We start from the raw sequence: 20,864 nt of genomic DNA on the forward strand, positions 1-20,864 counted from the left end.
CTCGGTAGACGGCCGTGCCGGGTTCGACGGGCGATGAGTTTTTCGCTTCGTCGAGGTCTGAGGCTCATGATCATTGTTGCTGGGTATCTGACTGTCGATCCGAACGAAAGAGATCGGTATCTGCAGAGTTGTGTCGAGGTGGTTCGGCTCGCGCGCGAGTCCGAAGGATGCGAGGACTTCGCGATCGCTGCGGACCTGTTCGACGCGCGACGGATCAACGTGTACGAGCGTTGGGCCGACGAAGCGCAGCTGCACGCCTTTCGTAAATCCGGTCCCGATTCCGAGCAGCAGGCCGCGATCCTCGACGCCGACGTCCGTGAATTCGACGCGTCCGAACGGGTTCAGCGGTGGATCCAGCATGTCGGGTAGCAATACGGTGCTTCAGATATATTGTCCCGCATGGTCGGTCGGCGTTGCGCACCGAATTCGGGTGTATCCGGCGTAGCGTGCACGGTGCAACGCCAGTGCACTGGCTGGCATGTCATAGGTGAGGATTCCGAATGGCACAGCGAGTATCTCGTGGCGTCATGGACCGGCGAATCGGTAACACGTCGTGACGGTGCGGAGTGGCGGCGGGAAGACTGTAACCGCCGTTCGAGGCGCTGTCTCGACTCTCAACCCGGGTTATTTCGCGTTGGTCATGGCCACCGGAATCATCTCCGTCGCGATGAAGAACAACGACCAGCCGCTCATCTCTGCGGCCCTGTTCGTGATCGGAGTTCTTGCCTGGGCCGTCCTGGTGGTGCTGACTTGCTGGCGGTTGCTGCGCTTCGGGCCACTGCTGCGCGCGGATTTCACCGACCCGCGACGCGGATTCGGATTCTTCACCTTCGTCGCCGCCACCGACGTCCTGGGCACCCGCTTCGCGGCCGGGGGAGCGCACACCGTGGCTCTGGGTATCCTGGCCCTCGGGGCGCTGAGTTGGTTCGTGCTCGGATATGTGGTGCCCTCGACGGCGATACTGAATCCGTCGAGTCGCCCGGCTCTCGCGGGCGCGAACGGTACCTGGTTCATCTGGGTGGTCGCCTGCCAATCCGTTGCCGTGCTCGCTGCGGCCCTCGAGCCAGTGGTCACAACCGGTAGGGACGAACTCGCACTGGTGGCCGTGTTCTCCTGGTCTGTCGGCGCTTTCCTCTATGCGGGCGTAGCGATTCTGGTCGCGGCGAGGCTGCTGCTGTATCCGCTGAACCCGGTCGACCTCACCCCGGTCTACTGGGTTGCGATGGGTGCAACCGCGATCACCGTCCTCGCAGGCGCCCGCATCGTGCAAATGGCCGATGCCCCGATGGTCGACGCCACCCGCGGCCTGATCGGTGGCACTGCGGTGATGTTCTGGTCCTTCGGAACTTGGCTCATCCCAGTTCTGTTCGCCGCGGCGTGGTGGCGGCATGTCAAGAATCGAGTTCCGCTGGTCTACGACGCGACTCTGTGGAGCATCATCTTCCCGCTCGGGATGTACGGCGTCGCCTCGCATTACCTGGGTCAGGCGGATGACTTACCCATGATGGAAGTGGTCGGCGACGTCGTGTCCTGGGTTGCGTTGGGTGCGTGGACGATCGTCTTCGTGGCGATGATCTGGCATCTCGTCGACCGATTGGTGGTTCACCCCTGACGCTTTCGGCTCATCTTGCGCAGCTACTCCAATCTCGGGAGGACTTTTTATGAGTGCCACCATGAACAGCGGATTGACAGATGCTTTGATCAAGACTCGTCGCTTCTTTCGGAGCAACCAGCCTGTGTCTGCCGATGGGCGGACGCTGCTCGCGATCGGCGGGCGTTCGGGCGATTCGTTCTACCGGGATCGTTGGAGTCACGACAAAGTGGTCCGGTCGACCCACGGGGTGAATTGCACCGGATCGTGCTCCTGGAACGTCTACGTCAAAGACGGCATCATCACCTGGGAGACCCAGGCCGTCGACTATCCCACTGCCGGGCCGGACAAGCCCGAATACGAGCCCCGCGGGTGTCCTCGCGGTGCCTCCTTCTCCTGGTACACCTACTCGCCGACGCGAACCCGGTATCCCTACATTCGTGGGGTACTGCTCGAGATGTACCGGGAAGCGAAGTCCCGGTTGAAAGATCCGGTACTCGCCTGGGCCGACGTGACCGAGGATCCTGAGCGCGCTGCGCGCTACAAGCGCGCGCGAGGCAAGGGTGGCCTGGTGCGTGCCACCTGGGACGAGGCCATCGAGATAGTGGCGGCGGCGCACGTGCACACGATCCGAAAATGGGGTCCCGATCGTGTGGCCGGGTTTTCTCCCATTCCCGCGATGTCGATGGTCTCGCACGCTTCCGGTGCCCGCTTCGTGAACCTCATCGGGGGATCGATGCTGAGCTTCTACGACTGGTACGCGGACATGCCGGTCGCTTCCCCGCAGATGTTCGGGGATCAAACGGACGTCCCCGAATCCGGGGACTGGTGGGATTCGAGCTACCTGATCATCTGGGGTACCAATGTGCCGGTCACCCGGACACCGGACGCGCACTGGATGATCGAAGCCCGCTACCGCGGCCAGAAAGTCATCGTCGTCTCACCGGACTTCGCCGACAGCACCAAGTTCGCCGACGAGTGGCTCCCTGCCGAGCCTGGTACCGATGGCGCTCTGGCGATGGCCATGGGTCACGTGATCCTCAAAGAGTTCTACGTCGACCGGCAGACTCCCTATTTCACCGGTTACGTCAAGAAATTCACGGATCTGCCGTTTCTCGTCACTCTCGACGAAACACACGATCCGGACGGCGAGGTCACCTACACCGCCGGAAAGTTCTTGACCGCCTCGGACCTCACCGACGAGATAGCGAGTGAGCAGGAGAACTCCGAGTTCAAAACGGTCATGGTCGACGCCAGAACCAACCAACTCGTCGTGCCCCCCGGCACACTGGGCCATCGTTACGGTGAAACCGGTGAGGGCAAGTGGAACCTCGATCTCGGCGACATCGATCCGACACTGTCGCTGATCGACGGTGCTGATCAGTACGTCCCGATCGATATGCCACGCTTCGATGCCGGCCAGGGTAATGCCGGCCAGGGCAAGGTCGGCGTGATTCGACGCGGCGTACCGGTACGCCGCGTCGCAGGGCGACTCGTCACCACTGTCTTCGACCTGATGCTCGCCCAGTACGGCGTCGGTAGACCCGGACTACCCGGGAGCTGGCCCGGCGGCTACGACGACGCAGAATCCCCCTACACTCCGGCATGGCAAGCCGCGATCACCGGAGTCTCAGCGGACGCTGCCGAACGTATCGGCCGCGAGTTCGCCCAGAACGCCGAGGACTCCAAGGGCCGATCGATGATTCTGATGGGTGCGGGCACCAATCATTGGTTCCATTCCGACACCATCTATCGGACCTTTCTGACGATGACGACGATCACGGGATGCCAGGGCGTGAACGGTGGCGGCTGGGCACATTACGTCGGCCAGGAAAAGGTCCGTCCGCTGACCGGGTACAACCAGTTGGCCAATGCCCTGGACTGGGTACGACCGCCTCGAAACATGGTGCAGACCGCCTACTGGTACCTGCATACCGACCAGTTCCGCTACGACCAATTCGGTGCCGACACGTTGACTGCGCAGACCGGCAAAGGCCAACTTGCAGGCAAGACGACTGCCGACGTGATTGCACAGTCCGCGCGTCTGGGCTGGATGCCGTCCTATCCCACGTTCGATCGAAATCCCTTGGTGATCGGTGCGCAGGCCAAGCAGAAGGGGCAGTCGGCCAAGGACTATGTCGTCGAGGAGCTCAAGGCCGGGCGGCTGAAGTTCGCGGCCGAGGATCCTGATGCGCCGGAGAACTTTCCGCGGGTTTTATCGTTGTGGCGGTCGAATCTGTTCGGTTCCTCGGCGAAAGGAAACGAGTACTTTCTCAATCACCTCCTCGGCACGTCACACACCGTCAGCGCCCAGGAGACTGCGCAGCGCTTCCGACCGCAGGACGTTCGCTGGCACGATGAGGCACCCATCGGCAAGCTCGATCTTCTGACGACCCTCGATTTCCGGATGACGAGTTCGACGCTTTTGTCGGACATCGTGCTGCCGGCCGCCACCTGGTACGAAAAACACGACCTGTCGACGACGGATATGCATCCGTTCGTCAACTCGTTCAACCCCGCGATCTCCCCGCCGTGGCAGTCGCGTACCGATTGGGATGCCTGGCAACAGATTTCCCAGGTATTCAGCAAGCTCGCGGTGCGTCACCTCGGTACGCAAACCGATGTGGTCGCCGCACCCCTGACCCACGACACCCCGGATGCGATGGCAGCACCGCACGGCAAGGTCCGCGACTGGAAGTACGGAGAATGCGAACCGGAGCCCGGCGTCACGATGCCCAAAATTATCGAAGTCGAGCGGGACTACACGGCGATCGGTGACAAGATGCGCGCCGTCGGGCCGTTGCTGGACACCTTGGGTGCGACCACCAAGGGAGTCACCTTCGATCTGAGCCGAGAAATCGCTGATCTCAAAGAGAAGAACGGTGTCGTGCGCGGTGGTCCGGCCGATGGCCGTCCCGATATTCTCCGTGACATCCAGGCCTGCGAGATGATCCTGGCCCTGTCCGGCACCACCAATGGAAGGCTCGCCACTCAGGGCTTCAAGACACTCGAAAAGCGCACCGGCAGAATGCTGCACGACCTGGCCTCCGAAAACGAGGGCAAGCGCATCACGTTCTCCGATACCCAACACGGCCCGGTTCCGGTGATCACCTCACCCGAATGGTCCGGATCCGAGACCGGCGGCCGTAGATACTCGCCGTTCACGATCAATGTCGAACGGGAAAAACCGTGGCACACGCTGACCGGTCGTCAGCACTTCTACCTCGATCACGACTGGATGACCGAGCTGGGCGAAGGGCTGCCCACCTTCCGGCCACCGCTGAACATGACCGCACTCTTCGACGAACCGGAGATCGGAGCGACGCCCGACCACGGGGTCTCGGTCCGATACTTGACGCCGCACAACAAGTGGTCGATTCATTCCGAATACCAAGACAATTTGCTCATGCTCTCGCTGTTCCGCGGCGGGCCAGGAATCTGGATGAGCCCGCAGGATGCGGAGAAGATCGGTGTGCGAGACAACGAGTGGATCGAAGCCGTCAACCGCAACGGTGTGGTCGACGCGCGTGCCATCATCTCGCATCGGATGCCCGAGGGCACTGTCTTCATGTATCACTCGCAGGACCGCCTCATCGACACACCGATTTCCGAGACGACCGGCCAGCGCGGCGGTAATCACAACTCGCTCACCAGGCTCATGATCAAACCCACGCACATGATCGGCGGATACGCCCAACAGACGTACGCCTTCAACTACATGGGACCTACCGGCAATCAACGCGACGAAGTCACCGTGATCCGCCGTCGTAATCAGGAGGTGGAGTACTGATGCGAGTAATGGCTCAGATGGCGATGGTCATGAATTTGGACAAGTGCATCGGGTGCCACACGTGCTCGGTCACGTGCAAGCAGGTGTGGACCAATCGCTCCGGCGCCGAACACGTCTGGTTCAACAATGTGGAGACGCGGCCCGGTCAAGGTTATCCGCGCACCTACGAAGATCAGGAGAAGTGGAAAGGTGGCTGGACACTCGACAAGCGTGGCCGGCTGAAGCTGAAGGCAGGCGGTCGACTGAAGAACCTCGCCACCATCTTCGCCAACCCCAACCTGCCCGGCATCAACGACTATTACGAGCCGTGGACCTACGACTACGAGAACCTCACTACCGCCCCGGCTCAGGATCATATGCCGGTAGCACGGCCCAAATCCTTGCTGACCGGTGAGAATACTAAAGTCACCTGGTCCTCGAACTGGGACGACGACCTTGCCGGGTCGGTCGAGCACGGGCACAACGATCCGATACTCCAGCAGATCGGCAACAAGATCAAATTCGAGTACGAGCAGGCATTCATGTTCTACCTGCCACGTATTTGTGAACACTGCCTCAATCCGTCCTGCGTGGCGTCGTGTCCCACCGGGGCGATATACAAGCGAGTAGAGGACGGAATCGTCCTCGTCGACCAGGATCGCTGCCGTGGCTGGCGGCAATGCGTCAGCGGCTGCCCGTACAAGAAGATGTACTTCAACCACAAGACCGGCAAGGTCGAGAAATGTACTTTCTGCTACCCGCGTATCGAGATCGGCCAGCCCACAATCTGTTCCGAAACGTGCGTGGGACGGCTGCGGTATCTCGGACTGATGTTGTACGACGCAGACCGGGTGCTCGATGCGGCCTCGGTGACCGACGAACACGACCTGCTGCAAGCCCAACGCAACGTCTTTCTCGACCCGAACGATCCGGAAGTTGTTCGACAGGCGCAGCGTGCCGACATCCCCGACGACTGGATCGAAAGTGCGCAACGCTCGCCCATTTGGGCGTTGATCAACGAATACGAGGTCGCGCTTCCGTTGCATCCGGAATTCCGAACGATGCCGATGGTCTGGTACATACCGCCGCTGTCTCCGGTTGTGGATGCAGTCCGCGAAACCGGTGAGGACGCCGAACGGAAGGGAAACCTGTTCGCTGCCATCGACTCCCTGCGGATCCCTATCGAGTATCTCGCCGGGTTGTTCACGGCAGGGGATACCGCTCCGGTGGACATGGTGCTCCGCAAGCTTGCCGCGATGCGTTCGTTCATGCGCGATATCAATATGGGTTGGGAGGTAGACGAATCCATCCCCGAGTCCGTCGGGATGACCGGGCAAGAAATGATGGACATGTACCGTCTGCTCGCCATCGCAAAGTACGACGAGCGATACGTCGTACCGGCGGCCCATTACGAGGACGCCCACAAGCTCGAGAACATCGCCACCGAGTGTTCCCTCGACGTCGAGGGCGGGCCCGGGATGGGCGGGATGGACGGCTCGTTCGGTGGCGACCCCGGTATGGGTGCCGATCCCGGTGTCGGTTCACCGGCAGGGCCGGGACGCCCGGCGGGTGTGCGGATCAACCTGATGGACTGGAATGGGCAGGGCACCCCCGATGGGCTTTTCCCTGAGGCTGCCGGACCGTCCGAGTCGGCGGAGACGGAGCACCGGTAATGACCCCACGCGTGCCCAAACTCAGATACTCCACCGACGAACTCACCCGCACCTGGCAGTCCGCCTCGATGCTGATGGATTACCCGGACGCGCACCTGATGTCTCATCTCGACCTTCTCGGCCGAGTCGCTGCCACCCTGCCGGCGAAACTCGGTACGGGACTGCAGGAAACGATCGATCACCTACGCACTCGGCCGCTACCGGAGTCCGAGACCGACTACGTCGACACCTTCGACACTCGCAGGCGCGGCTGCCTGTTCTTGACCTACTTCTCGAACGGAGAGACTCGAAAACGCGGGCTCGCGCTGCTGCGTATCAAGCAGGTCTACACCAAGGCGGGGCTGATGCTTGCCGAGGATCAACTACCCGATCATCTCTGTGTCGTATTGGAATTCGCCGCTACGACCGATCAGCGGGCGGGTCTGAAGATGATATTGGACAATCGCGCCGGCCTGGAGTTGCTCCGCCTGCATCTACGCGACATCGAATCGCCGTGGAGCGGGGCGATGGAGGCAGTGTGCGCCACCTTGCCCCCGCTCAAAGGCAAGGATCACGAAGCTGTCGAACGATTGATCGCCGAGGGGCCGGAAGACGAGCAGGTGGGTCTCGATCCCTATGGTTCGCCCGATTTGCTACCGATGCCTGGAGGTGCATGATGGACAATGTCCGGGATGTGTTCCTGTGGTTGATCTTCCCTTACATCTGCCTGACCATTTTTGTTCTCGGCCACATCTGGCGCTATCGCTACGACAAGTTCGGCTGGACTTCCCGATCGAGTCAGATGTACGAAAGCCGCATTCTGCGCTGGGCGAACCCGATGTTCCACTTCGGCATTCTTGCCGTATTCCTCGGACATGTAATGGGCCTGGGCATTCCCGAAAGCTGGACCGAGGCCGTCGGGATTTCGGAGAACATCTACCACTTCATGGCGGTCACGGTGGGCATCGTGGCCGGTGTATTCACCCTCGTCGGCTTGGCAGGTCTGCTGTATCGTCGGCGCTTCACCAAGGCCGTTATGGGGGCGACGACCAGGATGGACAAGCTGATGTATCTCATGCTCACCCTGGTGATCCTGGGCGGCCTGGTCAACACCGGGTCCGGCGTCGTCGGCGAATACAACTACCGCGAAGGTGTGTCCGTCTGGTTCCGTGGCATCTTCTTCTTCGACCCGCAGCCCGAATTGATGGCGCATGCCCCGTTCAGCTTCCAATTTCATGCGCTGGCCGCCATCAGTCTTTTCGCGGTATGGCCTTTCACCCGATTGGTGCACGTATTCACCGCCCCGTTGGGATATCTCTTTCGGCCGTACATCATCTACCGCAGCCGCGATGCGCACGAAGGATCCCGTGAACGCCGTCGTGGTTGGGACAAGGTCGATACCATTCCTCGACGTAGATAAGCGAATCCGTAGATAAGCGAATCCGTAGATAAGCGAATCCACAGAAGCGGCGTATTTCCAGCACGGATGGATTCTGCCGTACGTCCTGCGCCGTATGCCGGCCAACTGATGACACCCGATTGTGAGTCGCCCGCTGGACCGAGCGCGGAATCGCGGTTGGTTACTGCCGGGCCACCTCGGGTGACGCCGGCGGATTCGAGGACATCCCGCACGAGGCGATGGCTGCGATGCGCGAGGCCGAGCAGCAGGTCGCCGCGGGTGCGTGGGTACCCAACTTCGCATTCTGCCGACCGCCTAACTGCTCGGCATGAGCATCCACGCGGCGAGGTAGATCAGCGCGACGGTTCCGCCCGAGACGACGGTGCCGAGCACCGTCAGGACTCGGACGAGGTTGGCGTCGATGCCGAAGTACTCCCCGATGCCGCCGCATACACCTGCGACCATCTTCTGCGAGTCGGAGCGGACGAATTCTTTGGGTGGGTTGGTGGAAGTCATGCCGACAAGTCTGCGGGGTGGTGGCGCCCTCGTACATCGGGAAGTCCACCCATCTTCACCCTGAAGTCGGATGGAATTGTGCGGATCGGCAGTCCCTCGCCGCGCCGCATTTTTTACGATGCCCGGACGTCTTCGATGCGAATGTGCGACACCAGGCGATAACAAACCACGCACCGAATCGAGGTCCAAAGCCGTTTCTTTCGAGTGGTTTTCGCGCTGTCTCGAGTAAAAGAAACGTTGCATGGGTACCGATGAGGGCGTGAGAATTCGACTTCAAGCCTGAATGCTGCGCCACTGCGCCGAGTGCGGTATGAACGTAATCAGGTCGTACTTTCTACGGCTGTTCCGAATGACGAGCACAGGAGTTTTCATGGGTTCAGCAGCAGGGTTCATCACCGACATCTTCTCGGGCGTACTCGACGGGCTCGTCGAGTCGATCGTTGACCAGATCGTGGGCGTACTGACATCCGGTAGCGCTGCCTGATTTTTTTCACGGTGTCTGCCGTGGTCGCAGTCGGGGGCGGCTGCGGTGGCACGTGTGCAGCAGTCGTTTTGTGACCTGCGCGAGCGTGATGGAGAAACGTTTGTTCGTTCGTGTGCGAAACGTGACCCAGTGCGGTACAACTATCCGCACAGAGATCATTTTGTGACAACCGTCACGGAACCTCTGGGGTTTTTGTCCTCTAACGAAGGAGTTTCATATGGGATCCGCCGAACTTGCTGGAATTTTCGGTTTGCTGGCCAAGCTTCTCGGAGCAGCATCAGGTAGCTCAGCAACTCCTCCCGCTTAAATTTCTTCGACGATGGCCGGCACCCACCAACCGCGGGTGCCGGCCATCGGTCTGTCCGGGGACGCACGCCCTAGTCTGGTTCGGTGCATACCGTTCCTATTCAAATGCCCGACGGTTCGACAGTGCCGGTATCGCTGTTTCCGGCCGACGGACCGGACGACGCGCCGGTGGTAGTGATCATGCCGGGTCTTGGAATTCCGGGCGGCTACTACCGCCTGTTCGCCGAAGCCCTCGTCGCCCGCGGTTTCCATGCCGCTGTCGGTGATCTCCGCGGACAAGGCGACAGCGTGCCCAAACCCAGTTCTGCCAGCAAGTACGGATATCAGGAACTGGTATCGGTGGACTTCCCTGCCATCTTCGAGGTGGTGCGCGAGGAGTTTCCGGCCGCCACTCCCTATCTTTTGGGGCACAGCATGGGTGGCCAACTCGGGTCGATGTACGCAGCTCGAATTCGCGGTCGACTGGCCGGGCTGATCTTGGTGGCCTCGGGGTCGCCGTACCACCGAGGCTTCGGAACCGTGCGCGGTGTTCCATTGCTGTTCGGTGCCGCAGCCATGGCGTTGACGAGCAGCATTGCCGGCTTCTGGCCAGGGGATCGCGTCGGTATCGGTGGTTTCGGTCGGCAGTCGCGTGTGCTGATCGAAGACTGGTCCAGATTCGCCCGGACGGGACTGATCGAGCCGTCCGGCGCCGATATGGACTACGAGGAGCGGATGGGCCGATTGAAGCTACCAGTCCTGACGATCACGATCGAAGGGGACGAGGTGGCACCGCCGGAGTCGATGAAGAACTTGGTCGACAAACTCGCCAACGCCGAAGTCACCGCCGAGCATGTCGCCGAGTCACTCGGCCACAACGGCTGGATCCGAAATCCAATGGCCGTTGCGGACCTCGTGAGCTCGTGGATGCATCGCTGAAAAGCTCTCAGCGGATCGTCGACGCTACGGCTGCAGTGCCTTCCACAGGAATTGGTAGGACAGCGCCGTCTTGAATGCCAGCTGAGCGTTGTCCGCAGCGCCGCCGTGCCCGCCTTCGATGTTCTCGAAGTAGGTGACGGGCTGGCCCAGTTCTTCGAGCCGCGCGGCCATTTTGCGGGCATGACCGGGGTGCACCCGGTCGTCGCGTGTCGAGGTCGCAATGAGGATCGGCGGATAGCGTCTCTCGTCCGGTGCCACGATGTTCTGGTACGGCGAGTATTCGGAGATGAATGCCCACTCGTCGGGGTCGTCCGGGTCGCCGTATTCCGCCACCCACGACGCCCCTGCCAGCAGTAGGTGGTACCGCTTCATGTCCAGCAGTGGTACCTGGCAGACCAGAGCGCCGAACAGTTCGGGGTACTTGGTCAGCATGATTCCGATCAGGAGTCCGCCGTTGCTTCCTCCCTGAGCGCTGAGCTGGCTGGGGGTGGTGATTTCGCGCTCCACCAGATCCTTTGCCACGGCCGCAAAATCTTCGTGGACCTTGTGTCGGCCTGCGCGCAGCACTTGGGTATGCCATTCGGGGCCGTACTCGCCGCCGCCTCGAATGTTGGCCACTACGTACGTGCCGCCCTGCTCGAGCCAGGCCAGACCGGTTGCACCGCTGTACGACGGCGTCATCGAGATCTCGAATCCTCCGTAGCCGTAGAGCATCGTCGGACCGGGGCCCATGCCTTCCTTGCGGACCACGAAGTAGGGCACGGAAGTGCCGTCGAGTGAAGTCGCAAAATACTGGGTGACGGCCATCGAATCGGTGTCGAAGAACGACGGCGCCTGTTTGAGGACTTCGAGGTCGCCGCCGACTGTGCCGAACAGCAGCGTGGCAGGCGTCAGATAACCACTCGACGACAGAAAGAACTCGTCACCGTTCTCCTCCGCATCGGTGCCGACGATCTCGGTGGAGGTCGAATCCGGTAGGCCGAGCAACGGCTGATCATCCCAGGGACCGGGCCCCGGAGTGAGTACTCGGAACTCGCTGCGCACGTCTACGAGCGTGACGACGAGCAAGTGGTTCTCGGTCCAAGCGAACTGATGCAGGGAGCGGTGTGCGTCGGGCGAGAACAGTACGGTCATCTCGCGGTCCCCGGCGAGGAAGCTCTCGAAGTTTGCGGCCAGTAGCGCCCCGGACGGATACGTCTTGTCGCCGATCGTCCACTCGGTCATCGTGCGGACCAGTAGCCACTGCTTGTGGACCGAAGTCGTTGCGTCGGTCGGCGTATCGATCAGCGTCAGGGTTGTGCCGTCGACCAGATACATTTCGGCGTTGAAGAAGTCCGTCGCGCGTTGCACGAAGTCACGTTCGAATCCGGGAGTCCGGTCGTGCCACGCCGAAATCGAGATGTCGTTCGCCGTTCCCTCGTACACGGTTTCGGCCTCGGCAAGTGGGGTGCCGCGGGTCCACCGCTTGGCGACACGCGGATATCCCGAGTCGGTGAGCGAACCTGCACCGAAGTCGGTTCCTACATAGACGGTGTCGGCGTCGATGTACCCGATGTCGGTCTTGGCTTCGGAAACGAAGAATCCGCCGTCCGACGGGTCGCGGAACGTGCGCGTCCGCAAGTCGAATTCGCGGACGATCGACGCGTCGGCGCCGCCGCGGGACATCGTGACCAACGCGAGGTGCTGATCGGGACGCAGCACCTGCGCACCGCTCCACACCCAGTTCTCGCCTTCGGTCTCGGCGACGGCGTCCAGGTCGAGCAGGATGTCCCACTCGGGCGAGTCCTTGCGGTATTCCGTCATCGTGGTCCGACGCCACAGTCCTCGGATGTGCTCGGCGTCGCGCCAGAAGTTGTACAGGTACTCACCGCGCCGCCGCGCGTACGGGATTCGTGCGTCGGTGTCGAGGACCTCGCGCACGCGGGCTTTCATCGCGTCGAATTCTGGGCCGGCCAACGCGGCGGTGGTGGCGGCATTACGGGTGCGTACCCAGTCCAATGCGCGCTCGTCGGTGACCTCTTCGAGCCACAGGTACGGATCAGAGGTGTTGCTCATGCCCTATTTGTACCCTCGTAGGTACTGTCCCTCCCACGGTGACCGGACACGTGCCGGTGCTCACTCTCGTGTCGGGGTCGTGGTGTTCGAGGAAGGATCGCCGGATATGAATCTGTGGGAACAGCACTGCTGTCTGCCGCTGGTGCCCACTGCGGACATCACGGAATTGGCTCGCTACCCGCTCGGGTCGTACGTGTCCGTCAACGTCGGCTTCTCGCCGCATTCCAAAGCAGTCGTGACTGCGCTGGCGCAGGATTTCCGTCGTAAAGCCCTCGCCGACGGGCGTTTTCGCATGGTCGACGCGGTGGACGAACCCGAAGCTGTCGAGCTGATCACCCTGGCATTCGACCTGGAGGATTCCGGTCCACTCGAGGGCGATCTCGACAACATTCGCTACTTCCACGGCCTCGGTGTGCGTTCCATGCTTCCGACCTACAACCACGCCAATGCGGCCGGAGGGGGATGCCTCGACGTCGAGGACACGGGTCTGACGGCGTACGGGAGGGACGTGGTTCGCGAGATGAATCGTGTGGGGATGCTCGTCGACGGTTCGCACTGCTCGGTCTCGACCGGGCTCGACGTGGCACGTTGCACCGAGCACCCGATGATCTACAGTCACTCGAATTTTGCTGCACTGTGGCAGCATCCGCGGAACATCACCGATGAGCAGGCGCTGGAATGCGCACGCACTACAGGCGTCGTGGGGATCAACGGTGTCGGCATCTTCCTCGGCGTCAACGCGCCCGAGGAAGATGGCAAACGGGTGCAGGCGATGGCGGACCACATCGAGTACGGCGTGGAGTTGCTCGGCATCGAGCACGTGGGTATCGGCTCGGACTATTCGTTCGACCACGAGGATTTCGATCACGAGCTGAGAATTCACCCCGAGGCGTTCTCGGAGATGTACACGCGTTGGGGGCCGCTGCAGTGGGTTCCGCCGGAAGGAACGCTGACCCTGCCCGCGGTGCTGCGTGGTCGTGGTTTCGACGAACACGCCGTCGACGCCGTGTTCGGTGGGAACTTCCGGCGGGTCGCAGAGGCGACACAGGCTGCTACCGGCAGGTAACCCGACCGTCTCGAGACAGGGAATCCGTACGCGACTAAGCTGGGGAATCGTGACCTCACACTATGACGTCGTTGTCCTCGGAGCCGGTCCCGGTGGGTACGTCGCTGCTATCCGCGCGGCACAACTCGGACTGAGCACTGCCATCATCGAGAAGAAGTACTGGGGCGGTGTCTGCCTCAACGTGGGCTGCATCCCCTCGAAGGCGCTTCTCCGCAATGCCGAACTTGCGCACCTCTTCACAAAAGAAGCCAAGTTGTTCGGTATCTCGGGCGAAGCGAGCTTCGACTTCGGCGCAGCCTTCGACCGCAGCCGCAAGGTCGCGGAGGGGCGCGTCAAGGGAATTCACTTCTTGATGAAGAAGAACAAGATCCCCGAGTTCGACGGCCAGGGCACCTTCACCGATGCGAACACCATCGAGGTGGAGTTGACCAAGGGCGGCACCGAGACGATCACCTTCGACAACGCCATCATCTCCACCGGCAGCACCACCAAACTGCTGCCGGGAACGTCGCTGAGCGAGAACGTCGTCACGTACGAAGAGCAGATCATGACCCGTGAACTCCCGGGTTCGATGCTCATCGTCGGTGCAGGCGCCATCGGCATGGAGTTCGGCTACATCATGAAGAACTACGGTGTCGATGTCACCATCGTCGAGTACCTCGATCGCGCGCTCCCCAACGAGGACGCCGACATCTCCAAGGAAATCGAGAAGCAGTACAAGAAGCTCGGCGTCCGTATCGTCACCGGTGCCGCTGTACAGAGCATCGACGACGATGGCTCCAAGGTGACCGTCAAGTTCAAGAACAACAAGTCCGGCGACGTCGAAACCGTCACCGTCGACAAGGTGATGCAGTCCGTGGGCTTCGCCCCTCGCGTCGAAGGGTTCGGTCTCGAGAAGACCGGTGTCGAGCTCACCGATCGCGGTGCCATCGGCATCACCAGCACGATGAAGACCAACGTCCCGCACATCTACGCAATCGGGGACGTCACCGCCAAGCTGCAGCTCGCTCACGTGGCCGAGGCTCAGGCCGTCGTGGCGGCGGAGACCATCGCCGGCGCGGAGACGCTGCCGATCGAGGACTACCGCATGATGCCGCGGGCGACGTTCTGCCAGCCGCAGGTCGCCAGCTTCGGACTCACCGAAGATCAGGCTCGTGAAGAAGCGCAGGCCCGTGGCTCCGACATCAAGGTCGCGAACTTCCCGTTCGCAGCCAACGGCAAAGCACACGGGCTGGGAGACGCTACCGGTTTCGTCAAGCTGATCGCGGACACCGAGCACGGCGAACTTCTCGGTGGTCACCTCATCGGCCCCGACGTGTCCGAGCTACTGCCGGAACTGACGCTGGCCCAGAAATGGGATCTGACCGTCAACGAACTCGCTCGCAACGTCCATACACATCCGACGTTGTCCGAGGCATTGCAGGAGGCCATTCACGGCCTCGCAGGACACATGATCAACTTCTGACCCTCCAAGCAGTTACGAAGCTCGTTCGTCTTGTGCGCACACAAGACGAACGAGCTTTTTTCATGCCCTGTCCGGACTCGTCCTTGCATGGCAGGATGGGCTTTCCGGCCGGTGTTGGTCGTGGCCAGGACGATACGACCGAGGCGAAAGAAGTACACCGATGAGAAGTTTCGACAACAAGGTTGCCGTCGTCACCGGGGCCGGATCGGGGATCGGCCGCGCGCTCGCCCTCGATCTGGCGCACCGCGGCGCCAGGCTGGCGCTCTCGGACATCGACGGCGAAGCACTCACGGAGACGGTCGTGTTGTGCGAGAAGATCGGTGCACGCACAGTGTCCTACCAGTTGGACGTCTCCGACCGCGCGGCAATGTATTTCCATGCCGATGCGGTCATCAGCGAATTCGGACGCGTCAACCTTGTGGTCAACAACGCAGGGGTTGCGCTCGGCGCAGATGTTCTGGATATGACCTGGGACGATTTCGAGTGGGTCATGAACATTGATTTCTGGGGAGTCGTCAACGGCTCCAAAGCATTTCTGCCTGCGCTCATCGAGTCCGGTGAAGGTCACCTGGTGAATGTGTCGAGCGTGTTCGGGTTGATGGGCATCCCCGGTCAGAGCGCATACAACTCGGCAAAGTTCGCGGTGCGCGGTTTCACCGAGGCGCTGCGCCAGGAAATGAAAGTCGCTCGCCATCCCGTCGGCGTCAGCTGTGTCCATCCTGGCGGAATCAAGACGAACATCGTTGCCAACGCACGAGGAATGGCAGATCTGGGAGATCACGACGCCGTCGTGCGACGCTTCGAGCAGATCGCCGTCACCTCGCCCACACGTGCCGCCAAGGTGATCCTCGGCGGCGTCGAGCGCAACAAGCCGCGCATCCTCATCGGCCCGGATGCGCGACTGTTCGATCTGATCCCTCGCGTAGTGGGGCCACGGTATCAGGATATTTTGGCCCCGCTCAACAGGATTGGGCGAGCTACCGGCGCCAGGTTCGGGTCGAACAAGGGCTAGCTCCAGCGAATCTCTTTTCAGAAGTCGCGTTCTATTCGCAGAGTTTCGATGGTCGTCGCCAAGCTGTCGTACTGCCCGACCAACAACAGGAATTCGATCAGCTGGCGTTCGTCGAACTCGCGTGCCAAGGCTGACCAGGTTTCGTCCGAGAGGTTCTTGGTGGCCAGTAGTTCGTCGGTCGCGGTGAGTATCGCTCGATAGCGATCACCGAGACCGACTGCTGCGGGCCCTTCCTTTACTTGTGCGAGAAGGGTTTCGGTCACTCCGACGCGCCTGCCGATTCGGCGGTGATGGTCCATCTCGTACCCGCAGTCACGTACGTGTGCGACGCGGTTGATCACCACTTCCGTGTCCTTGCGTGAGATCCGGCCGCCCGGCATCAGCTTCCCGCTGTAGAACAACCAGCCCCGAAAAAGTCCGCGGGTGCGTCCCAAGGTACTGAAAAGATGCGCGTTGGGCGCGCCCGCAGCCTTCGACAGGACGCGCCACAAGGCCCAGTTGATGGGGCCGAGGTCCTTGAACGTTCCGGATGCAATGCGCGGTGAGCTCACGCCTTCTCACGCTACCTGCGGTTTCCGCTGTGCACCATCGGAAAAGAGCAATCGGTGCTAGCGGACAATCGATGTGCGTAACCAGCCGACCGTTACTGCAGCGACAGCACCACCTCGGCTGCATCTGCCGGGTGGGTGTACGGCCACCAATGCTCGGCGTCGACTTCGATGACCTGTAGGTCGGGTATCCAGCGCTCGAGTCCGTCGGCAAGGTCGACGGAGAGAAACCGGTCATGGAGTGGAACGACGACAGTGGTGGGCACCTCACATTTCGGGTCGGGCCCGGAGAGTAGACGGCGGAGAATGTTCGCGCGATACAGCGCAATTCCGCGTTGTTGGTTCCGGCGCTCCGGTTCCGGGGCGTCCTCGTTGCCGATCGATACCATCATCGATGGTACGAACCGGCGAAGAACCGGAATGTGGAAACTCCAGATGTACCAGGACCGTAGGAGTTGCGTTGCCATCGATGACCACTGTCGGGGCGAAACTGCGCGGGCGCGAGAGACCTCACGCAGGTGGTCCAGGCTCGGGCCGGACACCGATACGAACGACGCAAAAGTCGATGCAGCACGGGGTGCGGCCATTGTTTCCCACATCTGAACCGAACCCCAGTCGTGTGCGAACACGTGCAGGGGTCCACTCCGGTGGGGGATCGAATCGACCACGGCGAACGTATCCTCGGTCAAGTGAGCCAGGGTGTAGCTCTCGAGCGAGTCCGGATCGTCGAGGGTGGTGGCCCCGCCGCCGCGGGTGTCGTAGGCAACGATCCGCACGTGCTGGCCCAGCACACGGATCATCGGCTCGAAGAATCGATGATCGTCCGGATAGCCGTGAACAAGAAGCACGGTCGAGGATGCCAGCGGATCTCCATACTCGTACACCGCGATACGGGCTCCGACAGAATCGACTGTCCAGGTCTTCACACGGCCTCGCCCCGTTTGTAGATGGACTCGCCTCGGAGTAGCCCGGCGATGAGCTGCAATCGCAACTCCTCCTGCTCGGGCTGCGGATGCACGATCGCCGAGAGCGCTTCGCCGTCGAGTAGGTGCACCACGGTGAAAATGACCGTATCGAGTTGGGCGGGTGGGATGGTGCCTGCGACCGGAAGCGTGCGGGCAAGCGCGGAAATTTGCTCGTGGTAGCGAACAGTGAAGGGAATCAATCGTTCCCGCAGCTCGGTATCACTCCGAGCGGCAATGAGGAGCTCGTACCAGGCACCGTTTATCGGGGCTCGACACGCCGCACGCAGGAGGAGCAGACAATGCTCGACGGACGCCGTACCGAAGATCGCGAGACCGGTTCGAAACTCCTCGAACTGTCGCCGCCGCACTTCGTCCGCAGCAGCGACGATGATGTCGAGGCGTGTGGGGAAATGCCGAAACAACGCACCCGAGGACACCCCCGCACGGGAGACGATCTCGCTCACCGTCGTTGCAGCGTAGCCATTTTCGCACAGTGACACGATCGCTGCATCGAGTAGCTTCCCGATCGTCTCGGTACGTCGTTCCTGCTGAGTTCTGCTCATACTCGCTCTCGTGGATGCGGTGCCGTGGTGGTAGCGGCGCGCAGGAAGCTACCAGCGCGTTCCGATACGCCGAACCATGGCGCGAATTCACCCTCACGGTAGACGATCCGCCCGGCGATCAGCGTCGCGGTGACGGCCTGATCGTTCCGGTTGACCATCCGGCTCAAACCACCGAACTCGGGCATCGTCTCCTCGCGATACGCGAGGACCTCGTCGTCGAGACCAGCCGGATCGATGACGACCACATCGGCGCGGTCGCCCACCCTCAGGTGTCCTGCGTCGACGCCGTAGAAGTCCGCGAGCTCGCCACTGAGCTTGTACACGGCATTCTCCACGGACATGAACGGCCGTCGATCTCCGCGGGCGCCGTGCACACGATGCAGCAACCGGATCCCGAAGTTGTAGAACGCCATGTTCCGTAGGTGCGCCCCGGCGTCGGAGAACCCGACGGTGACGCCCGGCCTGGTGATGAGCTTGTCCATCTGCTTCCGTCGGTGATTGGCGATAGTGGTGTGCCAGCGCAGTTTTCGGCCATGCTCGACGACGAGATCGAGGAATGCGTCGACCACGTGGATGCCGCGTTCGGCCGCAACCTCGGCGATGTTCTTACCGACGACCGAGGCATCCGGGCATTCGGTGATCTGGGCATCGGCGAAGTCTCGGTGCCATACCCGTGAGCTGAATTTCTTCTCGAAGTCGGCGCGGAACCAGCGGCGGTAGGCCTCGTCGGACAGCAAGTCGTTGCGGCCCAATTCCTCTCGGAGATGCAGAGCTGCGCGGCCGGATCCGAACTCCTCGAAGACGACGAGGTCGATCCCGTCGGAGTAGACGTCGAACGTAGTGGGCAGGTGTTGCCATCGGAACTGTCCGCGCCCGGGTCCGTTCACCAGTTGTGCGAGCGGCCCGAAGATGTGGTGAATCCAGGGGGATGCTTTGGCATCGGCGGCAGCCAGAAGCGAGATCTTGAGCGGAGTCCGGCCCAGTCCCGTTGCGCTGCCGAGGAAGAAGATCATGTCGTATTTGGTGTTGAGATTCGGGATGCTCTGAAGCAGACGGCCGCGTCGGCGCAGAATCTTGTGCAGTGCGCGGAATTCCTTCCAACGCGCGTACGAAGACGGCAGTGACCGCGAACGGTATCTGTCACCGTCGAGTTTGTCCCAGGGGTTGGTCATGGTGGACATGCCGAGAAGCCCGGCGTCCAGGGCAGTGGTCAGCGCATCGGCCATCGCCGAGAATTCTTCACGTGTCGGTTTCTGGCTGTGGTCGGTCGCCCGGTCCAACCCCATCACGTGGGCACGCAGGTCCGAATGCCCCACCAGCGCCGCGATGTTGGGCCCGAGGGGGAGTCTCTCCAGCGCGTCGATGTACTCGTTCGGATTCGTCCACGTCTTGTGTGCATCGACGGCCTTCAGCACATGCTCGCGCGGTAGCGCCTCGACTCGACTGAACAGGTCGGCGATGTCGACGGGAGTGGAGTACAACGTCGACAACGAGCAGTTCCCCAGCAGGACCGTGGTGACGCCGTGTCGAACCGACTCGGTCAGTCCTGGTCCGACCAGGACCTCCGCGTCGTAATGGGTGTGTACGTCGACGAAACCGGGCATGACCCACTGTCCCGTCGCGTCGATGACATCGGTACTCGGACCGACCGCGAGCGGTTCGGTCGTGATCGCGCGCACGATGCCGTCCGAGATTCCTACGTTGCGAACTACCCCCGGCCCACCGCTGCCGTCGTAGACCGTCCCGCCGGTCAGCACTGTGTCGTAGGGCAGGTACTCGTTCATGTGACCTCCATCACCATGGTTGGTCCAACCATAACTTAGAGAGTGAATGCTCGCAATGTTTGGTCGAGACCAAAATACGACGCTTCAGATTCGCAGCGCCCCAGCCATCGACGCCGCTTGTTCGGCACGAGCGATGACAGTTTTCTCGTGCGAGGAAATGTGCGCGAGCAGCGCGGTCCTTGCCTCGTCGAGATTTCCTTCGAGGACCGCCTCACCGATCGTGATGTGCTCGTCGATCTGAGACCGTATGTCCTGCTCGGTCATCGATCCCACCATCCGTACCGGCCGAACCTTCGCGTTGACCGCGCACAGAGCCACGGTCAAAGCCGGATTTCCGGACGCGCTCAACAGCGTCGTGTGAAATTGCTCATCCATCGACACGACCTCGGTGATATCGGTGGGCGGGACCTCTCGCGCTCGTGTCCAGAGCTCGAGCTCGGTGACGATCGCCGATGCGTCGTGACGTAGCGTCGCGTCTTCGATGGCGCGGACGATGCCGCGAATCTCCAGCGTCTGCCGGAGCTCGTAGAGCCCGGCGAGATCGTCCACGTGTGGTCGGTATGCGTGCAACCCGTCGTGGCCGCGGAAGACCAGCCCGTCCGCGAGCAGCCGTGCGAGCGCCTCACGCACAGGTGTGCGCGAGACGCTGTACCGCTCGGCCAGGCGTTCCTCGCCGAGTCTTTCGGTCGCCGGAATCGCTCCCGACATGAGGTCGCGACGCAGCGACAGATACACCTTCTCGCGAAGGTCCCTGCGCGGCATGGAAGTACC

The 20,864-nt window shown here is 61.7% G+C and carries 17 protein-coding genes; 10 read left to right on the forward strand and 7 right to left on the reverse strand.

The window, feature by feature from the left end:
- Nucleotides 1-66 precede the first annotated feature (66 nt).
- The 6 genes from E5720_RS13410 to narI all read left to right on the forward strand — a co-directional run bounded on the left by E5720_RS13410 (nucleotide 67) and on the right by narI (nucleotide 8,432).
- Nucleotides 67-369, forward strand: a complete 303-nt coding sequence (locus E5720_RS13410; protein ID WP_136171063.1) for an antibiotic biosynthesis monooxygenase family protein — start codon at nucleotides 67-69, stop codon at nucleotides 367-369.
- 271 nt (nucleotides 370-640) lie between these two features.
- On the forward strand, nucleotides 641-1,612 hold the full coding sequence (locus E5720_RS13415) for a tellurite resistance/C4-dicarboxylate transporter family protein (protein WP_136172683.1): 972 nt from the start codon (nucleotides 641-643) through the stop codon (nucleotides 1,610-1,612).
- 49 nt (nucleotides 1,613-1,661) lie between these two features.
- Complete coding sequence (locus E5720_RS13420) at nucleotides 1,662-5,381, forward strand: nitrate reductase subunit alpha (RefSeq protein ID WP_136171064.1); 3,720 nt, start codon at nucleotides 1,662-1,664, stop codon at nucleotides 5,379-5,381.
- Nucleotides 5,381-7,033, forward strand: a complete 1,653-nt coding sequence (gene narH / locus E5720_RS13425) for a nitrate reductase subunit beta (protein WP_136171065.1) — start codon at nucleotides 5,381-5,383, stop codon at nucleotides 7,031-7,033. The genes E5720_RS13420 and narH overlap by 1 nt, the downstream gene beginning before the upstream one ends.
- The gene (gene narJ / locus E5720_RS13430) at nucleotides 7,033-7,689 is read left to right on the forward strand and encodes a nitrate reductase molybdenum cofactor assembly chaperone (protein ID WP_136171066.1); all 657 of its coding nucleotides are present in this window, start codon (nucleotides 7,033-7,035) and stop codon (nucleotides 7,687-7,689) included. The genes narH and narJ overlap by 1 nt, the downstream gene beginning before the upstream one ends.
- Nucleotides 7,686-8,432, forward strand: coding sequence for a respiratory nitrate reductase subunit gamma (gene narI, locus E5720_RS13435; RefSeq protein WP_084346268.1), 747 nt, complete (start codon nucleotides 7,686-7,688; stop codon nucleotides 8,430-8,432). Before narJ ends, narI begins: the two co-directional genes overlap by 4 nt.
- 294 nt (nucleotides 8,433-8,726) lie before the next feature.
- On the opposite strand, the gene E5720_RS13440 is transcribed toward narI, so the two are convergent.
- Nucleotides 8,727-8,927 carry a PspC domain-containing protein gene (locus E5720_RS13440; RefSeq protein ID WP_136171067.1) on the reverse strand — a complete coding sequence of 67 codons (201 nt, stop codon included), beginning with the start codon at nucleotides 8,925-8,927 and terminating at the stop codon, nucleotides 8,727-8,729.
- A gap of 874 nt (nucleotides 8,928-9,801) precedes the next feature.
- Between E5720_RS13440 and E5720_RS13445 the strand changes: the two genes are divergently transcribed.
- Nucleotides 9,802-10,635 carry an alpha/beta fold hydrolase gene (locus E5720_RS13445; RefSeq protein WP_136171068.1) on the forward strand — a complete coding sequence of 278 codons (834 nt, stop codon included), beginning with the start codon at nucleotides 9,802-9,804 and terminating at the stop codon, nucleotides 10,633-10,635.
- Between the two features lie 24 nt (nucleotides 10,636-10,659).
- Here E5720_RS13445 and E5720_RS13450 read toward each other — a convergent pair whose 3' ends face one another.
- The gene (locus E5720_RS13450) at nucleotides 10,660-12,690 is read right to left on the reverse strand and encodes a prolyl oligopeptidase family serine peptidase (RefSeq protein ID WP_136171069.1); all 2,031 of its coding nucleotides are present in this window, start codon (nucleotides 12,688-12,690) and stop codon (nucleotides 10,660-10,662) included.
- A gap of 106 nt (nucleotides 12,691-12,796) precedes the next feature.
- On the opposite strand from E5720_RS13450, the gene E5720_RS13455 reads away from it, so the two are divergent.
- From E5720_RS13455 to E5720_RS13465, 3 genes are all read left to right on the forward strand, one after another.
- Nucleotides 12,797-13,756, forward strand: coding sequence for a membrane dipeptidase (locus E5720_RS13455; RefSeq protein ID WP_136171070.1), 960 nt, complete (start codon nucleotides 12,797-12,799; stop codon nucleotides 13,754-13,756).
- A 49-nt stretch (nucleotides 13,757-13,805) separates the two neighbouring features.
- Entirely contained in the window at nucleotides 13,806-15,221 is a 1,416-nt protein-coding gene (lpdA, locus tag E5720_RS13460) for a dihydrolipoyl dehydrogenase (protein ID WP_136171071.1), read from the forward strand.
- A gap of 160 nt (nucleotides 15,222-15,381) precedes the next feature.
- Nucleotides 15,382-16,233: an SDR family NAD(P)-dependent oxidoreductase gene (locus E5720_RS13465; RefSeq protein WP_084346260.1), complete on the forward strand. Its 852-nt coding sequence runs from the start codon at nucleotides 15,382-15,384 to the stop codon at nucleotides 16,231-16,233.
- A 17-nt stretch (nucleotides 16,234-16,250) separates the two neighbouring features.
- Here the strand turns inward: E5720_RS13465 and E5720_RS13470 are convergent, their stop codons facing one another.
- From E5720_RS13470 to E5720_RS13490, 5 genes are all read right to left on the reverse strand, one after another.
- Nucleotides 16,251-16,784, reverse strand: coding sequence for a carboxymuconolactone decarboxylase family protein (locus E5720_RS13470; protein ID WP_084346259.1), 534 nt, complete (start codon nucleotides 16,782-16,784; stop codon nucleotides 16,251-16,253).
- A gap of 92 nt (nucleotides 16,785-16,876) precedes the next feature.
- A complete protein-coding gene (locus tag E5720_RS13475) occupies nucleotides 16,877-17,707 on the reverse strand; it encodes an alpha/beta fold hydrolase (protein ID WP_168708354.1) in 831 nt (276 codons plus the stop codon).
- Nucleotides 17,704-18,309, reverse strand: coding sequence for a TetR/AcrR family transcriptional regulator (locus tag E5720_RS13480; protein WP_136171073.1), 606 nt, complete (start codon nucleotides 18,307-18,309; stop codon nucleotides 17,704-17,706). Before E5720_RS13480 ends, E5720_RS13475 begins: the two co-directional genes overlap by 4 nt.
- Nucleotides 18,306-20,093 carry an amidohydrolase family protein gene (locus E5720_RS13485; protein WP_136171074.1) on the reverse strand — a complete coding sequence of 596 codons (1,788 nt, stop codon included), beginning with the start codon at nucleotides 20,091-20,093 and terminating at the stop codon, nucleotides 18,306-18,308. The genes E5720_RS13480 and E5720_RS13485 overlap by 4 nt, the downstream gene beginning before the upstream one ends.
- Before the next feature lie 84 nt (nucleotides 20,094-20,177).
- Nucleotides 20,178-20,855: a GntR family transcriptional regulator gene (locus E5720_RS13490; protein ID WP_136171075.1), complete on the reverse strand. Its 678-nt coding sequence runs from the start codon at nucleotides 20,853-20,855 to the stop codon at nucleotides 20,178-20,180.
- Nucleotides 20,856-20,864 lie beyond the last annotated feature (9 nt).

The organism is Rhodococcus sp. PAMC28707 (assembly GCF_004795915.1).
Classification (GTDB): domain Bacteria; phylum Actinomycetota; class Actinomycetes; order Mycobacteriales; family Mycobacteriaceae; genus Rhodococcoides.

Bases quoted from the DNA above. Each gene is read 5' to 3' on its own strand.
- E5720_RS13410 (WP_136171063.1), top strand. From the start codon at position 67: ATGATCATTGTTGCTGGGTATCTGACTGTCGATCCGAACGAAAGAGAT.
- E5720_RS13415 (WP_136172683.1), top strand. From the start codon at position 641: ATGGCCACCGGAATCATCTCCGTCGCGATGAAGAACAACGACCAGCCG.
- E5720_RS13420 (WP_136171064.1), top strand. From the start codon at position 1,662: ATGAGTGCCACCATGAACAGCGGATTGACAGATGCTTTGATCAAGACT.
- narH (WP_136171065.1), top strand. From the start codon at position 5,381: ATGCGAGTAATGGCTCAGATGGCGATGGTCATGAATTTGGACAAGTGC.
- narJ (WP_136171066.1), top strand. From the start codon at position 7,033: ATGACCCCACGCGTGCCCAAACTCAGATACTCCACCGACGAACTCACC.
- narI (WP_084346268.1), top strand. From the start codon at position 7,686: ATGATGGACAATGTCCGGGATGTGTTCCTGTGGTTGATCTTCCCTTAC.
- E5720_RS13440 (WP_136171067.1), bottom strand. From the start codon at position 8,927: ATGACTTCCACCAACCCACCCAAAGAATTCGTCCGCTCCGACTCGCAG.
- E5720_RS13450 (WP_136171069.1), bottom strand. From the start codon at position 12,690: ATGAGCAACACCTCTGATCCGTACCTGTGGCTCGAAGAGGTCACCGAC.
- E5720_RS13455 (WP_136171070.1), top strand. From the start codon at position 12,797: ATGAATCTGTGGGAACAGCACTGCTGTCTGCCGCTGGTGCCCACTGCG.
- E5720_RS13465 (WP_084346260.1), top strand. From the start codon at position 15,382: ATGAGAAGTTTCGACAACAAGGTTGCCGTCGTCACCGGGGCCGGATCG.
- E5720_RS13480 (WP_136171073.1), bottom strand. From the start codon at position 18,309: ATGAGCAGAACTCAGCAGGAACGACGTACCGAGACGATCGGGAAGCTA.
- E5720_RS13485 (WP_136171074.1), bottom strand. From the start codon at position 20,093: ATGAACGAGTACCTGCCCTACGACACAGTGCTGACCGGCGGGACGGTC.
- E5720_RS13490 (WP_136171075.1), bottom strand. From the start codon at position 20,855: ATGCCGCGCAGGGACCTTCGCGAGAAGGTGTATCTGTCGCTGCGTCGC.